The organism is Paenibacillus sp. G34 (genome assembly GCF_056856875.1).
In genome coordinates this window covers 5,961,699-5,977,703 of the sequence record NZ_CM166469.1, presented here as the reverse complement: position 1 = coordinate 5,977,703, position 16,005 = coordinate 5,961,699, and the positions used below count along the sequence as shown (strand labels likewise).

At 47.6% G+C, this 16,005-nt stretch carries 12 protein-coding genes; 8 read left to right on the top strand and 4 right to left on the bottom strand.

The window, feature by feature from the left end; genetic code table 11:
• Nucleotides 1–304: 304 nt before the first annotated feature.
• The gene (locus AC1VYS_RS26955; RefSeq protein ID WP_482912188.1) at nt 305–844 is read left to right on the top strand and encodes a hypothetical protein; all 540 of its coding nucleotides are present in this window, start codon (nt 305–307) and stop codon (nt 842–844) included.
• A 98-nt stretch (nt 845–942) separates the two neighbouring features.
• Here AC1VYS_RS26955 and AC1VYS_RS26950 read toward each other — a convergent pair whose 3' ends face one another.
• A complete protein-coding gene (locus AC1VYS_RS26950) occupies nt 943–1,698 on the bottom strand; it encodes an MBL fold metallo-hydrolase (protein ID WP_482912187.1) in 756 nt (251 codons plus the stop codon).
• 303 nt (nt 1,699–2,001) lie between these two features.
• On the opposite strand from AC1VYS_RS26950, the gene uxaC reads away from it, so the two are divergent.
• From uxaC to AC1VYS_RS26930, 4 genes are all read left to right on the top strand, one after another.
• A complete protein-coding gene (gene uxaC, locus AC1VYS_RS26945; RefSeq protein ID WP_482912186.1) occupies nt 2,002–3,441 on the top strand; it encodes a glucuronate isomerase in 1,440 nt (479 codons plus the stop codon).
• Nucleotides 3,442–3,838: 397 nt separating this feature from the next.
• Nucleotides 3,839–4,453: a MarR family winged helix-turn-helix transcriptional regulator gene (locus AC1VYS_RS26940; protein WP_464678842.1), complete on the top strand. Its 615-nt coding sequence runs from the start codon at nt 3,839–3,841 to the stop codon at nt 4,451–4,453.
• Complete coding sequence (locus AC1VYS_RS26935; RefSeq protein ID WP_482912185.1) at nt 4,450–6,177, top strand: ABC transporter ATP-binding protein; 1,728 nt, start codon at nt 4,450–4,452, stop codon at nt 6,175–6,177. The genes AC1VYS_RS26940 and AC1VYS_RS26935 overlap by 4 nt, the downstream gene beginning before the upstream one ends.
• Nucleotides 6,174–8,063: an ABC transporter ATP-binding protein gene (locus AC1VYS_RS26930; RefSeq protein ID WP_482912184.1), complete on the top strand. Its 1,890-nt coding sequence runs from the start codon at nt 6,174–6,176 to the stop codon at nt 8,061–8,063. Before AC1VYS_RS26935 ends, AC1VYS_RS26930 begins: the two co-directional genes overlap by 4 nt.
• A 276-nt stretch (nt 8,064–8,339) precedes the next feature.
• Here AC1VYS_RS26930 and AC1VYS_RS26925 read toward each other — a convergent pair whose 3' ends face one another.
• Nucleotides 8,340–8,996 (bottom strand): hypothetical protein, encoded by a 657-nt coding sequence (locus AC1VYS_RS26925; RefSeq protein ID WP_482912183.1) that lies wholly within the window; start codon nt 8,994–8,996, stop codon nt 8,340–8,342.
• 473 nt (nt 8,997–9,469) lie between these two features.
• Here AC1VYS_RS26925 and AC1VYS_RS26920 point away from each other — a divergent pair, with 473 nt between their 5' ends.
• Entirely contained in the window at nt 9,470–10,366 is an 897-nt protein-coding gene (locus AC1VYS_RS26920; protein WP_482912182.1) for a diacylglycerol/lipid kinase family protein, read from the top strand.
• Between the two features lie 94 nt (nt 10,367–10,460).
• Here AC1VYS_RS26920 and AC1VYS_RS26915 read toward each other — a convergent pair whose 3' ends face one another.
• Complete coding sequence (locus tag AC1VYS_RS26915; RefSeq protein WP_482912181.1) at nt 10,461–11,060, bottom strand: GNAT family N-acetyltransferase; 600 nt, start codon at nt 11,058–11,060, stop codon at nt 10,461–10,463.
• Between the two features lie 188 nt (nt 11,061–11,248).
• Between AC1VYS_RS26915 and pdxR the strand changes: the two genes are divergently transcribed.
• The gene (gene pdxR / locus AC1VYS_RS26910) at nt 11,249–12,766 is read left to right on the top strand and encodes a MocR-like pyridoxine biosynthesis transcription factor PdxR (protein ID WP_482912180.1); all 1,518 of its coding nucleotides are present in this window, start codon (nt 11,249–11,251) and stop codon (nt 12,764–12,766) included.
• A 132-nt stretch (nt 12,767–12,898) separates the two neighbouring features.
• Here the strand turns inward: pdxR and AC1VYS_RS26905 are convergent, their stop codons facing one another.
• A complete protein-coding gene (locus tag AC1VYS_RS26905; RefSeq protein ID WP_482912179.1) occupies nt 12,899–13,534 on the bottom strand; it encodes a TetR/AcrR family transcriptional regulator in 636 nt (211 codons plus the stop codon).
• Nucleotides 13,535–13,745: 211 nt separating this feature from the next.
• Here AC1VYS_RS26905 and AC1VYS_RS26900 point away from each other — a divergent pair, with 211 nt between their 5' ends.
• On the top strand, nt 13,746–15,977 hold the full coding sequence (locus AC1VYS_RS26900; RefSeq protein ID WP_482912178.1) for an MMPL family transporter: 2,232 nt from the start codon (nt 13,746–13,748) through the stop codon (nt 15,975–15,977).
• Nucleotides 15,978–16,005: the final 28 nt, after the last annotated feature.

Here is a 16,005-nt window from a genome sequence, read left to right as displayed (position 1 = left end):
ATTAACGTATTAAGTATGATACCGGATATGTTGTTCATATGGATGAGCGATAAGTTTCGATAAGGGAATATATGAAAGAGAGAAGGGAGTTAGCACTGGCATGCATCGTATAATTAAAACCAATACAAAAACAAAAACAAGGACAAGAACTACAATAACAAGAATTTCCATAACATTAACAACGACTGCAAGAACCAAAACTACAATAAACAGAAATTCAAAAGTAAGAGCAAGAACGTCTGCCTTTTGGCTTGTCCTCTATCTGCTTGTAATAGCAATAAGTTTAACGGCGTGCAATTTTGGCATGGAAGAAGGGCCAAATGGAGGAGTTAAGCGCGCGGACACCTATACGTTTAACACAGAACGCAGGGATATAACCCAGCGGGTAACAAAGGATCAGGAGAGTTTCAAAGAAGCTTTGCCAGGAGAGTATCATTTGGCTGCAACGGTGGATGTAAACCTTGACCGAGAATCTGGAGTGGATGGGATCACCTATGAGGTTATGATTGATGAAGTTCGCATGCCGATGATGAATGTCATTCAAACCTTTACTCTCGATCCCGATATGTTACAAGTTATTGATGCAGCTGAACTATTCCATTCGAATGTGGGCAATACATATGAAACTACGTTGCGGCCGGATAAGGAGCCGCTGGGATTAGGCTTATCCAGAAGTTATGTTCTGAGACCCAAATCCAAAATTAGCGCACAATATCTTCAGAACTATACTGATGTGTATGTCAAAATCTCATATGGACCAGAAGATCAGCGGAAAGAGGATTATATTCACCTTCAAGCCAAGCCATCTTCAAGAATGATTGAATATATGAAGTTTTGGGAGTGATGAGAATAACGGGGGAACGGAGGGGCAGGGATCGTACTGCCCCCTAATCTCATTCCATGCCGATGATCTGTTCTATTTTGTAGGCCATAGCCCGTTTACTAATATGCCCCCAACTGAAAAGACTCGAGCGTACCAACCATACGCAGATCATCTGCGTATGTACGATTGAATTCAGCACGTTTGTCCGCATCAGCATACTCATCATGGTAATGCATCAGTACCGTTTTTTGTCTCACCTCGGCGGGCAGCTGCTCCAGATCCTTCAATGACGTATGAGATTTGATCACCAAATCATGCATATGGCATTCATGGAAAATCAACTGCACATCGGGTGCAACCCGTTCCACTCGCTCACGATCAAGCGTGCTGTCCGCGCTATAGTAGAAATAAGGCTTCGCCATCAGTCCGTTACTGACCATGCCGGGAACATGTTGCGTGCGAAACGTCTCGAACGTGACCCCGCCAAGCTCGAAACTTCCGCCATCCGGCAGTGGAACCACTTCATAATAATCACTCATCGTTCGTTCGCCGTCGGTCGTATATCGCATACCTGGTGAGAGAATGCTCCACAGTGGATCAACCAACTCTTCATGAATGAAGAGACGGGGTTTGCGATCCCCGACAATTTGCGAATAATAGCCTAACATCTGAACCCCATTAATATGATCCTCGTGCAGATGGGTGATAAACACGTTATGAATGCCCGTCATCGCGAATCCGTATTCCTTGAGTGCTTTGGCATTAGACTCCGGGAAATCAATCACCAGATGGGTATCGCCGAATTCGGCCAGCATACTATTATGATGTTGTTCTACACTGAACATGTCTCCTGTACCTAGAAAAGTGATTTTCATCGCATTGCATCTCCTTTTATGGCTAATGTAAGGACCGATATATAGTCAATCTTTGATTGTCATATCCATATCGATCTCCATACCCGTATTGTTTTTAATGAGAGTTTTGATCTCGCATCGATCTTTAAATCAGTATCACTCGCGTTAAATCCAGTATACCGTGTTTCCGAAAGTATGCCTAAACCAACCTTTTTTGAGAACGCTATCATTTTATATTGAACTTTAGGCGAAAACGGTGTAGCGTAAAGATGGAAAGTGAACCTAAATGAACGTAAACTCACCTAAAGGGAGCGTGCAAGGCGAATGAAATCTTTTCTGGATGAACAATTTTTACTTCACAATGAAACGGCGGTCAAGCTGTACGAACAGTATGCGAAAGACATGCCGATTATGGATTATCACTGCCACCTCAGTCCTCAGGAAATTTACGAGAACAAAACATTTGGCAATCTGACAGAGGCCTGGTTGTACGGCGATCATTACAAATGGCGTCTGATGCGGGCTAACGGTGTTGAAGAGAAGTATGTAACGGGCGGCGAAGGGGTAACGGATTATGACCGTTTCCTTGCGTATGCCAGAACAGTTCCGATGATGATTGGCAACCCGCTGTATGCTTGGTCTCACTTGGAATTACAACGTTATTTCGATGTACATGAAGTGCTCAATGAGACAAGCGCCCCAGCGATCTGGGAAAAAGTAAATGCCAAACTAACCGGCGAAGGCTTCGGTGCGCGTGATCTGATTACCAAATCCAATGTCACCGTGGTGTGCACCACCGATGACCCAACCGATTCTCTGGAATATCATCTGAAGATTCAGGAGATCGAAGGTTTCGATACAGCAGTTCTGCCGTCTTTCCGTCCGGACAAAGGACTGGAATTGAACCGGGATACTTTCATCGAGTGGGTAGGCAAGCTTTCACAGGTTGCGGGCACAGCAATTACGGATTATGACTCATTCCTGGCTGCGCTTGAATCCCGTGTGGAATTTTTCCATTCCGTAGGTGGTCGTGTCTCTGACCACGCACTGGATTATGTGCCGTATGCTGAAGCGACTCGCGAGGAAGCGGCTGCTGCTTTTGCCAGAGCACTTGCGGGGGAAAAAGTTTCGCGCGCGGAAGAGGACGGATACAAGACGGTTACACTGACATTCCTTGGCAAGCTGTATGCAGAGCGCGGCTGGGTTATGCAGTTCCACATCAATGCAGCTCGTAACAACAATACGAAAATGTTCAAGAAGCTCGGGCCTGACACAGGGTACGATGCTGTGAATGATACGCCATTATCGGCGGCTGTTATTGGATTGCTGGATACGTTGGAGCAACAGGATGCTTTGCCCAAAACGATTCTCTACTCCCTTAATCCAAGGGATAATGAAGTGCTGGCAGCCATTATTGGTAGCTTCCAAGGTGGAGGCGTACCAGGTAAAATTCAGCTTGGCGCGGCATGGTGGTTCAATGATACGAAGGATGGCATGCTTGCACAGATGAAGGCACTTGCGAATGTAGGACTGCTTAGCCGTTTTGTTGGCATGTTAACGGATTCCCGAAGCTTCCTCTCGTATACGAGACATGAATATTTCCGCCGCCTGCTCTGTAATCTGATTGGTGAATGGGCAGAACAAGGTGAAGCACCAAACGATATGGAGCTGCTCGGTCAGATCGTGCAAGGCATATCCTATAATAATGCTAAAGACTATTTCCCGTTTGCTGCTGTGCCGAAGAGTGTATCTGCTTCAAAATAAATATCGATTCAACAGGTCTGCTTTAAAAAAACTATTCAGGAAATTCTATTTTCAAAAAGCTCTCTACTCCCTTCGGTTGGTCTTAATCAAACTGAGGGGTTGGGGGCTTTTTGTCATGGGGATGGCTAAGAGTAAACATGCTGTCACGTAGAAGCGCAATTGATTATATGGGTGTTCAGATAGCATTGGAATGCTCTCTGATGTTGGATGCTTTTGACATGAATGAAATGATTGACATATACATAAGCTGATAATATACTTAGGTAACCTAATTAATTGATTAACTATTAAATTGGTCATCTATTAAATCGGTAGGCTATTAAATACAAGACCTATCTAATAGACAGGCGATGATTATTTTATGGAACATGATGTTCCGAAGAAGGAGGGTGATGTGATGACTGGCATGGATCCGGTGGCCGAGAAGCTTTTATATTCCATTATGCAGTTTAATAAAGGCAAATGGAGACAACATAAACCACATGGGCGTAATCACAATGAAATTATGGTGCTGGCTTGTCTACTTCATGGATATCATCCGGGGGAGCGTATGGATTGGCGGGATAATCCGCCAGATTTTGAAGGTCATTTGAACCAGGAGCATCCGGGACTAAAGGTATCCGAGATCAGTGCATTAATGCGTGTAAAATCACCAACCATTACACCGGTTATTCGCGGTCTGGAAGATGAAGGACTGGTTGAGCGGACGATGGACCCCGAGGATCGGCGGGCGGTGCGGATTACGATTACGGACGCGGGTCGTGCGATTATTCGTGCAGCTCATGAAGAGCGTATGCAAACATTTAACAGGCTGGTTGAACACCTGGGCGAGGAGGACAGCCTGCAGCTGACTGAATTGCTTAGCAAGGTGTACACCTATTTTGATGCACAGGTTTCCGGGCAGAATGAATCAACGGAACATCGAGATGAAGCAACTGAAGAAGTTAATGAAGTACCCAAATCAAGAGCATCTCAATCCAGAGTATCCAAACAAGGAGATGATACGCCATGATCAAGCTGTTTCGTATGCTTAAGCCCTATCGTATTCCGATTATTTTTATTTTGGCGCTTATCTTCATGCAAACGATGGCGGAGCTTTACTTGCCTACGTTAATGGCTGATATAGTCAACCTGGGTATCGTCAAGGGTGATATACCGTATATTTGGAAAATTGGCGGTTTCATGCTGCTCATTGCCATTGGCGGAACAACCTGTTCCATTATCGCGAGTTATCTGTCTTCGCGCACAGCAGGCGGATTTGCCAAACAGCTGCGAAGCCGAGTGTTCCGGCATGTTGAGAATTTTTCACTGCAGGAATTTGACAAGCTGGGCACAGCTTCACTGATTACGCGTACAACCAATGATATTACACAGGTACAGAACGTATTAACGATGATGCTGCGCATGATGATTATGGCTCCGATGATGTGTATCGGGGGGATTTTCATGGCCGTTTCTCAGGACGCGAAGCTATCCACCATCTTCCTCGTTGTTCTGCCTGTACTTGCAGGAGCAATCGCCTTAATCGGTTCCAAAGGATTTCCGTTATTCAAGCAAATCCAGAAAAAGCTGGACCGGCTTAATCTGGTTCTGCGTGAACAGCTGACAGGTATCCGGGTTGTTCGTTCTTTTAACCGTGGCGAGCATGAGCGTGTTCGTTTCAATGGGGCAAATACGGAATTAAGAGATGCGTCGATTAAGGTCAACGTCCTGATGGCGACAGTTATGCCGGTGATGATGCTGGTCATGAACTTTTCGATGATTGCGATTCTGTACTTTGGTGGTCTGCGTATTGATGGCGGTCATATGAACATTGGTTCCCTGATTGCCTTTGTACAGTATGCGATGCAGATTATGTTCTCACTGATTATGGTGTCCATGATTTTTGTGATGATTCCAAGAGCGTCAGCTTCGGCAGAGCGGATTATCGAAGTGCTGGATATGCAGCCTGATCTGTCTGATCCGGCACAGCCTGGCACAATGAAATCGATGCAAGGAACGATTGAGTTTGACCATGTCACTTTCCGTTATCCGGGTGCAGAAAATGCAGCATTGTCCGATATCTCGTTTACGGCTCGTTCCGGTGAAACGACAGCGATTATCGGCGGTACGGGTTCGGGTAAAACCACATTGCTCAGCCTCATTCCGCGTTTCTATGATGTAACCGAAGGTACTGTGCGTGTGAATGGAACCGATGTGCGGGAGCTTAAACAAGAAGAACTTCGATCCAAAATAGGGTTTGTTCCGCAAAAAGCTGTCCTTTTTACCGGTACGGTTGCAGATAACATTCGGCAAGGTAAGGATGATGCGAGTATGGATGAAGTTATTCATGCGGCACGTACGGCCCAAGCCGAAAACTTCATCTCCGAGATGAAGGAAGGGTATGACAGCCTGATTGCACAAGGCGGCAATAATGTGTCAGGTGGACAGAAACAACGTTTGTCCATTGCACGCGCACTCGTTCGCCGTCCTGAAATTTATATTTTCGATGACAGTTTCTCTGCCCTTGATTTTAAAACGGATGCAAAACTTCGCGCTGCGCTCAAATCGGAAACGACAGAAGCGGCTGTGCTGATCGTAGCTCAGCGGGTAAGCACGGTTATGGATGCAGACCGTATTCTCGTCATGGATGAAGGTGAAATTGTCGGTTCGGGAACACATAAAGAGCTGCTGGAGAACAATGAAGTATATCGTGAGATTGTATCCTCCCAGCTGACTGAGGAGGAGATCGCATGAGTGAACGTACAGCACAGCACAAAGCATCCAGTGCTCCACGCGGACCCGGACCGGGTCATCCTGGCGGCGGAATGGGTATGCGGCCTCCAGCCGAGAAAGCGAAGGATTTCAAAGGCACACTGCGCCGATTGGTTCAGTATCTCCGGCCACACAGCTCTCGTCTGATCGGTGTTCTGATCGCTGCCATTCTAAGTACCGTGTTTGGCATTATTAGTCCGAAGATTATGGCTGAGGGTACAGATATTCTTGCCGAAGGAGCCATTGCGATTATGCAGGGTGTGCAGGGAGCCGGGATTGATTTCCCAGCCCTGATGCGAGTATTGTACTTGCTACTTGGGCTTTATCTGCTTAGTGCTGCTTTTGCATATGTACAGCAGTACCTGATGGCTGGTGTGGCCCAACGTGTAGTCTATGATATGCGCGAGCAGATCAGTGCCAAGGTTGGACGTTTGCCGCTGAAATATTTTGATTCCCGTACACATGGTGAGACGCTAAGCCGCGCAACCAATGACGTGGACAATATCAGTAACACGCTGCAGCAAAGTTTGGCCCAGTTCATTACGTCCGTTGTGACGATTGTGGGTGTCATCATTATGATGCTGACGATCAGTCCATGGATGACGCTGATTACGATTTTGACTTTACCGCTTAGTGTTATTGTGGTTATGCTGGTGGCTTCCCGTTCGCAGAAACATTTTGCCGGACAGCAGAAATCGCTCGGTGAACTGAATGGTCATGTAGAAGAAATGTATACCGGACACAAGGTGGTCAAAGCCTTTGGACGTGAGGAACAATCTGTACAGCAATTCGAGAAAGTGAATGAAGAGTTATATGCATCGGGTTGGAAAGCTCAGTTTATCTCCGGGATTATTATGCCCTTGATGAACTTTGTCGGTAACCTGGGATATGTGCTGATCTGTGTGGTCGGCGGGATTTTTGTTACACGGGGTTCCATCTCCATCGGGGATATCCTGGCCTTTACACAATATTCCCGTCAATTCACACAGCCGATTAACCAGATTGCCAACATTTCCAACATTATTCAGTCCACGATTGCTTCGGCAGAGCGTGTGTTTGAACTGCTGGATGAGGAAGAGGAAGTACCTGAGTCGAAACAACCTGCAACGTTGCGTTACCCAACAGGGGCTGTAGCATTTGAGGCGGTGGATTTTGGCTATAAAGAAGATGAACTGCTCATTCGCAATATGAATATTAATGTGGCACCAGGTCAGACCGTAGCTATTGTTGGGCCGACAGGTGCCGGGAAAACAACACTGATTAACTTGCTTATGCGGTTCTATGAACTCCAGAGTGGCCGGATTACTATTGATGGCATTAACATTAAAGACATGTCTCGTGGTAATCTGCGCGGTCTGTTCGGTATGGTGCTTCAGGATACGTGGCTGTTTAACGGTACAATCCGGGATAATATTGCGTATGGACGGGAAGGCGCAACGGAAGAGGAAGTGGTTAAAGCCGCTGTAGCTGCGCATGCCGATCATTTCATTCGCACACTGCCGGACGGTTACGATACGATTTTGAATGAAGAGGCGTCCAATATCTCTCAAGGTCAGAAACAACTGCTGACCATTGCGAGAGCGATTCTGGCGAACCCGTCCATCCTGATTCTGGATGAAGCAACCAGTAGCGTTGATACACGGACCGAGGTCTTTATCCAGAAAGCGATGAATGAGCTGATGCAAGACCGTACAAGTTTTGTTATCGCTCACCGTTTGTCCACCATTCGCGGGGCCGATCTCATTCTTGTCATGGATCACGGTAATGTGATTGAGCAGGGCAATCATGAGGAACTGATGGCGAAGCAGGGCTTCTATGCGGATCTGTATAACAGTCAGTTTACGGAGCAGCAGCCGCAGGCGATCTAACGGACTGAACTAGATATCTATCAGGGCTGTTAGACCCGTCAGGAACATCTAGAACCATAGTTTATTGGGAAAATAGAACCTCTACCACGGTGCTCTTCGCACCTCTGGTGTAACATAAACCCAAACAAACGGGACGTCGCAGTCATTGCACTGCTTCGTCCCGTTTGTGTTATCACTGCTATGCCACAACGTTTTCCTGCGGATAGATGTTGTGCCTTGTCCCGCCCAGCCATGTTCGCTTGCAGATATGCAATGTATGGAAGACAATTTAACGTACTATTTAAGCCTTGGTCTCCACAGGAAACCCTTCTTACCTTCACTGGTGCTCTGATGGTCCTGTTTGATTTCCGCTTCCGCATCAGCATGCTGCTTTGTTTCATGTTCAGCAGTATCCTGCGAGTTTCCCTCAAGGTGATCGCGGGTAGCTTCCTCCAGTGTTGCCGTTGCCGGTCCACCAGGCAGGCCTTCACGCTGTTCAATCATACGTTTAACCACTTCATAACAGTCGTCGATGTGTTTGTTGCCCACATACCGCATGGCAGTGAAGCTGAGAGCGGCGGCGAGACCTTGCCCCGCAAACGGAACAAACTTGGCAACTGATTTCGTCGCTACTCGCACGCCTACCCGTTTGAGCACCTGAACGACCAGTTCCTTCGTGACCATACGGCCGATGATTTTACTTCCAATCGACATGACAAATCCGTAAATCATGGACTTCGTCTCAGGGTCCATGCCGTCGAGCTGTTTTTGAGATAATCCGAATTTATTGTTAATAGCAGGTAACAGCTGCATCAGCATGCCCACATCAGCGATGACATCTGTACCGGGCAGAGGTACGAGTGTGGAGCCAGCAGAAGCGGTTGCTCTTTTGCGAACCATCGTACGGCATTCCTTGCGCACTTGATCTAATTGCTCCATTGTAGCTGGAATCATAGGGAATTCCTCCATTCGTGTATAGTGTACATATAACCGTTTTGAAGCGAATTGAATGGGTTGCTCCCGCGAAGTTGTTGCCTATATCGTATAGGTTGCGGAGGAACCTTTTTTCTCATGCATAGATCCGGTTAAAGCAGGTATTGGCTATAAGACCGGAGATGGGAAAAGATGATAAAAGTTGTTCATACATTTGTTGTTACAGACAGATCAAAAGCTTTATTTTTAGGGAAATAATACATACAGCTCATGTTGCCGAAAATGAAATGAAAGTAACTTGTCCTGCAGAGCTACCTGGTATTACGCATGAAAAACAAAAACGATGCATATTCCGCATGTTGCTTCCTCTGATGAAGTCACGCTTACACAATCATGATTCACGAATCACTAAAGTATCCTAAGCCTATGGTTTTGTTTATCATTTCAACCTTTTTGGGTAAAGGGAAACAAGCATTGGAATGGAGGAAAACAGCATGGAATGGAATAAAGCCTTGTTAATACATCATCTTCATGCAGGAAAAGCCAATCGGGAGAATACATTAGGTCTGGTAACAGGCGTACTTGCTCCAGCCATTCATGAATTGGTCGTGGTTCGGACGGATGAACCGGGTGAAGGAGAGAAGCTGTGCCGGGAGCGCGGGGAAGAGTTCGATGTGGTGTTTATTCTGGGCGGCGATGGTACAGTGCATGAGTGTGTGAACGGGCTGGCATCCTTGCAAAATCCTCCACAGATCGGCGTACTTCCAGGCGGTACATGTAATGATTTTGCACGTTCACTTGGGATTTCACCGGATGCAGAGACAGCGGCACAAGAGATGCTGTCAGGTCGAGTTATCTCGGTGGATGTGGGACGAGCAGATGATCGGGTGTTTACGAACTTTTTCGGAATAGGCCTCATCAGTGATACGTCACAGAACATTAACGAGAATCTAAAAGGGGCACTTGGCAAGCTCAGTTATTTCATCAGCACACTCCAGACGATAACTCGTTCCGAGCCATTTCAGTATGAGCTTGAGATCGACGGAGAGCGGACGACAGGCGAAGCAGTAATGATCTATGCGGCGAATGGGCGTTTTCTGGGCACCAATGCGTTACCTTTTGCTCCGGATGCGTTGCAGGATGGCAAGCTGGATGTGCTTATTATTCATGAGACAGGCATTCCATTTCTGCGTGAGGTGCTTTCACATAAGCCAGAGGGAGAATGGCAACCCCGGAATGAGAATATTTCCTACTTCAAGGCGTCTACGTTGAAAATAAAAACAGATGTACCGATGCCAGCCGATACGGATGGCGAATTGTACATGGAGACACCCGCCGAGCTGTCGGTGCTGGCGGGTCATCTGCATTTTCTGACCGGGGCGGAGGAATAACCTCCCCGGTTTTTGTATTTTTTTTCATACACTCTATCTGTGAATCTGGTAAATGCGTTAAGCTTCAATACTGCAGGTTGAGCACAAGGCTTTTCTAAGGAGTGCTCCCCGAATTATTGTCTGCTTTCAGATGTTTCTCCCGGAACTCATGCTCAAGGATGCTCATCAGAATGGCATCATGATACTGGTGGTTGTAATACAACATGTCCCGCTTCACGCCTTCGCGCTGGAAGCCAAGCCTCTCATACGTACGAATAGCGCGTTCGTTAAATGCAAAGACATCCAGCTCAATCCGATGCAGATTGGCAATGCCGAATCCGTAATCGAGCATAAGCAGCAATGCTTCACTGCCATACCCCTTGCCTTGGTGAGCTGGCTGATCGATGGCGATGCGAATATGTGCACTGCGATTTTTGGCATGCATGTCCATCAGAGCGACATCCCCAATGATTTCGTCCGTGTTTTGGAATGCAATAAGCAGGTTCAGGCGTGAGTCGTCCTGAGCTAAACTCTCTACATACTTTTCAACCTGAGAACGGACAAAGCTAGCCTGCGTTCCTGTTTGTTTGCGCATTTCGGGCTCAAACAGGCTTGGATAGTAAGCATCCACATCGGATATATCGAATGGGCGCAGGTAAATGCGTTCAGTCTGCATGAGTTTGGCGGTACGATTTGTAGATGTAGGGTGTGACATAGTTTTGTTTTCCTCCTGATCTATTCAAGCAAACTTGTGGAGCGCGAGATTTTTGAGGCATCCAGCGTGTTGTTTCACCTGAATATTGTTTGTAAGTCCTTGCTTCTGACATGAGTATATCCTAATACTGTATACTTCCAAATATGCAGTTTCAATAAAATGAAAAGGACAGATGGAGTGAAGCAGCCATGATGCAATTACCTAAACTTGATGAGTACAACAGTACACCCGTCTATATTCAGCTTTCGGATCATATCAAACGGGAAATTTTCCGCGGGGAATTAGTGGAACATAGCCGCCTTCCTTCTGTGCGAAAATGGGCAGAACTGCTGGGCATAAGTACAACCCCAGTGGAAGCGGCATACCAGCAACTTATTGCGGAAGGATACGTTTATAGCGAGCCGCGCAGAGGTTATCGCGTTCGGGCTGTGGTTGAAGGTTATCACGATATGTTACTGGGGAAGTCCGATATACATACGGCAGGAAATGAACAAGGGATTACACACGTTAGCATGATCAACAGGCAGAATCAGTCAGGTTATACAGAAGTATCACCAGACTTACAGAGCTTGCGTCCGGTGACGAATGTTACCTATGATTTTCATATGTCACACAATGATTTTAGCCTGTTTCCTTATGCAAAATGGCAGCAGTACGCGAACCGGGTTTGGCGTGAAGAGTCCAAGGATTTATTGTTTTACGGAAACCCGCAGGGTGAGTGGGGCCTGCGCAACGAAATTGCAGCCTATCTAGGACAATTTAGAGGAGTTCGATGTAGGCCTGAGCAGATCGTGGTAGGTGCAGAGCAACATCTGCTCATGTCCTTGCTTACACAGACGATGCTTCGCAAAGGTGAGGTTCGATCGATTGCCGTGGAGAACCCCGGGTATCGCCTGTTACCTGGAACCTTTCGGAATTATGGATATGAGGTTATCCCAATCTCACTGGACAGCGAAGGCATACATCTGGATGAACTGGATCAGGCAGATGTGTCACTGGCTGGTGTATCCCCGTCGCATCAGTTTCCCATGGGTATGCCGATGCCCATCGGCCGCAGACTCGCCTTGCTGGACTGGGCGGAACGTTCCGGGGCCTATCTGATTGAGGATGATTATGACGGCGAATTCAGATATTCCGGTCGTCCTATTTCTTCCATGCAAGGATTGCGGGAGAATGCACCTGTTGTTTACATGGGAGGATTCTCTCAAGTGCTTGCCCCTGCTTTTTGCGTGCATTACATGGTCCTCCCGAAGGAACTCGTTCCTCATTTTGGCGAGGTTTATCGAACGGTTCTGTTCGAACAGTCAGCTTCACGTCTGCATCAGCGGACATTGGAGTTATTCATGCGGGAGGGAGAGCTGGGTAAACATATTCGTAAAATGCGCAATCTGTATAAACGCAAACACGACCTGACTGTGCAGGCCATTCAGCAGCATTTCGGGGATCAACCGGGAATGGAAATTAAGGGTGAACACGCCGGGTTTCATCTGGTATTACGGTTGATCAACCCGAATTCAGCCAACCATATGGTGGCTGCGGCACTGGAAGCGGGTATACGTGTGGCCTCGGCGGAATATCTGTGGGCAGACGGAAGTGCTCCTGCTGACGGCAAAAGAGAGTTTATCATCGGATTTGCCGGCATTGAAGCAGAGAACATCGAGCCAGGCATCGCCGCGCTGGCGCGTGTATGGGAGACGTTCTGTTGATTTAAGTCAAGGTTACTCTAGCCAAATTCGGCCGATTTAACGATCATCGTAATCTTACTAAATGTTCTCTAGGTGATGCCAGATGCGCACATGGAATGGTAGAGGCATGTTGTGTTTACACGTCTAATCACGCTATGGATGCTTGACTGCCCCGTTCAAAAAGAGCCCCACAAGTTCCTCTGCCAGTTCTTCAATCGTAGCGTGCATCTGGCGTACATCTTCACGATTGGCAAGCATCAGCAGGGACGTGAAGGCCTGAGCAAGCAGCAAGGGATTGGCCTCTCTCAAATACCCGTTGTTCATTTCCCGCTGGAAATGTGTAGCGAGAACTTCGAAGATCCGATGTTCTGCATCCCGAATCTGAGCAAACTGGTCGGCATTCAGATACGTTTCAGCTTCACGCATCATCGTTTCCGTATCCACATGAGACTGTTGCATCTTCGCAGCCGCCACGTTGACCAGCCGTTCCTTCAATGTGCCGGGTTCTTCGAGACGCAGTGTCGTTTGCTGCATACCTATCGCCATCATGCGGGTAATCGCTACGGTGAACAGTTCCGGTTTGCTGGAAAAATGATAATAGATCGACGCCTTGGTCACCTGACATAATGAAGCGATCTGCTGGAGTGAAACAGCTTCATATCCGTATTCCATAAACAGCCGGGAGGCCGTCATGAGGATGTTATTGTAGGCGGAAGCTTGATCTGCACCTGCTTTGGGTCTGCCTGGAGCACGCGTAGCACTTGCTTCTTTTCTTGGTTTTTTGTTCATCATATTCGACCTCATTTACGGTTAAAATAACATATTACGATATTTCAAAAAATTAGGGATTGCATAATTAACCTTCCGGTATATATAATTAACTCGATTATATTATGACCCATGGTTCATTTCCATACATTCTGTCATCGGAGTGTCTGTGCAAACCATCTTTTTGTTCAACTTATATGGATTTCAACAAAACTAGGGAGATGAATAGACCATGCAGGAAGGTTCGGGTTATGGCCGCTTCGTAGCGGGCCAACGAAGTAAATGGGTGACACTGCTCGTATGGATTATCGTTGCGGTTGTGCTTGGTATGGTGTGGCCAGCGGTAAATCAGCGCGAGACCAACAATGCACAGGATTTGAGCGAATCGAAACCATCCGTACAGGCCGCTGCCTTGGCGAAAAAGGAATTCCCTGGCGGTGAGGGATTACCCGCGCTGATCGTTTGGCGCAACCCTGCCGGACTCACAGAGGATCAGATCCAGCAGATTCAGGCGTTAACCGAGCGATTGGATCAAGACCCGGTGGAGCAGCAGCAGTCGGTTGTGCCACTGTATCAGCTGCCACCACAGGCGATTAAAGGTCAGCTCTCGCAAGACGGAAGTACAATTGTTATGCCGCTATTTTTCAACAAAGATGCGGATGCAAAACAGCTGAAGGCAGGCATTGAAGGGTTAGAGGAAAAAACAAAAGCCATCTTCGGCATGAATCCGTTTGATACGGCTATGGATAACCAGGGCAAGCTGATTGCACGCGTAACCGGACCTGTGGGCATTTCCATTGATGCAAGCGGATTGTTCTCATCCGCTGATGTGTCGCTGCTCATCGCAACTGTCGTGCTGGTACTCGTGTTGCTCTTGCTGATCTACCGTTCACCGGTGCTAGCGATCATTCCGATTATTGCCGTAGGCTTCGCCTATATGGTCACTAGTCCGATTCTCGGATTTATGGCGGATCAAGGCTGGATCACAGTTGATGCTCAGTCGATCTCGATCATGACTGTACTGCTCTTCGGAGCAGGTACGGACTACTGTCTGTTTATGATCTCCAGATACCGTCAAATTCTCTATCATGAGCCGGATAAAAAGAAAGCGATCTTCCAAGCCATCACCGGTTCATCCGGCGCGATTGCGATGAGTGGGTTTACGGTTGTCGCAGCTCTACTCGTATTGCTGCTGGCTGAATACGGCGCATATCATCGTTTTGCCGTACCATTCAGTCTGTCCATCTTCATCATGTTTATTGCAAGCCTGACGCTGGTTCCGGCGCTACTTGCCATCTTCGGACGGGGATCATTCTATCCGTTTGTCCCACGTACTCACGAGATGGAAGTGGAACGGGCGAAGAAAAAAGGCAAACCGGTTCCGGCTCCGCGTAAAGTCCGTGAAAGCTGGATCGGACGCATCGTAACGACTAAACCTTGGACGGTTTTGGCGATTACGGTAGTGCTGCTCGGTGGACTGGCTGCTTTTTCAACACAAGTGAAATTTACGTACGACTTGTTATCTTCCTTCCCGGAAAATGTACCTTCCCGTGAAGGCTTCAAGGTCATTGGGGAGCAATTTTCGCAAGGCGAGCTCGCTCCAGTTAAAGTGATCGTGGATGCTGGTGGCAAAGAGACGGATTTGAAGCAGCGTCTCGAGTCACTGGATTATATCAGCAAGGTGGGTGACCCGCAGCAAGGAGCGGAGAATGCCAACATTACGGCGTATAACGTAGAGTTCAATCTCAATCCATACTCGATTGAAGCGATGCAGCATATTCCAGACCTGCGAGCTACGGCGGAAGCAGCATTGAAAGACGCCGGAGTTACCAATGTGGATCAACAAGTGTGGATTGATGGACAGACCGCTGAACAGTATGACATTGAAGTCGCTGGAGAGCGCGATGCTAAGATTATTATTCCGGTCGTCATCGGTATGATTACGCTCTTACTGCTACTCTATCTTCGCTCGATCGTTGCGACGGCATACTTGATTGTAACGGTAGTCCTGTCGTATTTCTCTGCACTCGGTCTGGGCTGGATCATCATCCACTACGGCCTTGGAGCAGAGGCAATTCAGGGAGCGATCCCGCTGTACTCCTTTGTCTTCCTCGTAGCACTCGGCGAAGATTATAACATCTTCATGATCTCAAGCATCTGGCAGAAACGCAAAACGATGCCACTTCGTCAGGCGATTAAGGAAGGTGTAGGTGAGACAGGATCGGTAATTACCTCTGCAGGTCTGATTCTGGCGGGTACGTTCGCCGTTCTGGCAACCTTGCCGATTCAGGTACTGGTGCAGTTCGGCATCATCACCGCGGTAGGCGTGCTGCTCGATACGTTCCTGGTTCGTCCATTCATGGTGCCAGCGATTACAGCATTGCTGGGCAAATGGGCTTTCTGGCCGGGCAAGTATATGTCGATTGCGGAGAAGCAAGAGAAGAAACCAACCCGATCCGTGTAAACCATGGAGAGGGACAGATGGACGGCGG

What these genes read in the sequence shown, in the direction of transcription:
- AC1VYS_RS26935 (WP_482912185.1), top strand. Translation starts at nt 4,450, where the DNA reads ATGATCAAGCTGTTTCGTATGCTTAAGCCCTATCGTATTCCGATTATT.
- AC1VYS_RS26915 (WP_482912181.1), bottom strand. Translation starts at nt 11,060, where the DNA reads ATGTCACACCCTACATCTACAAATCGTACCGCCAAACTCATGCAGACT.
- AC1VYS_RS26950 (WP_482912187.1), bottom strand. Translation starts at nt 1,698, where the DNA reads ATGAAAATCACTTTTCTAGGTACAGGAGACATGTTCAGTGTAGAACAA.
- AC1VYS_RS26930 (WP_482912184.1), top strand. Translation starts at nt 6,174, where the DNA reads ATGAGTGAACGTACAGCACAGCACAAAGCATCCAGTGCTCCACGCGGA.
- pdxR (WP_482912180.1), top strand. Translation starts at nt 11,249, where the DNA reads ATGATGCAATTACCTAAACTTGATGAGTACAACAGTACACCCGTCTAT.
- AC1VYS_RS26905 (WP_482912179.1), bottom strand. Translation starts at nt 13,534, where the DNA reads ATGAACAAAAAACCAAGAAAAGAAGCAAGTGCTACGCGTGCTCCAGGC.
- AC1VYS_RS26955 (WP_482912188.1), top strand. Translation starts at nt 305, where the DNA reads ATGGAAGAAGGGCCAAATGGAGGAGTTAAGCGCGCGGACACCTATACG.
- uxaC (WP_482912186.1), top strand. Translation starts at nt 2,002, where the DNA reads ATGAAATCTTTTCTGGATGAACAATTTTTACTTCACAATGAAACGGCG.
- AC1VYS_RS26925 (WP_482912183.1), bottom strand. Translation starts at nt 8,996, where the DNA reads ATGATTCCAGCTACAATGGAGCAATTAGATCAAGTGCGCAAGGAATGC.
- AC1VYS_RS26920 (WP_482912182.1), top strand. Translation starts at nt 9,470, where the DNA reads ATGGAATGGAATAAAGCCTTGTTAATACATCATCTTCATGCAGGAAAA.
- AC1VYS_RS26940 (WP_464678842.1), top strand. Translation starts at nt 3,839, where the DNA reads ATGACTGGCATGGATCCGGTGGCCGAGAAGCTTTTATATTCCATTATG.
- AC1VYS_RS26900 (WP_482912178.1), top strand. Translation starts at nt 13,746, where the DNA reads ATGCAGGAAGGTTCGGGTTATGGCCGCTTCGTAGCGGGCCAACGAAGT.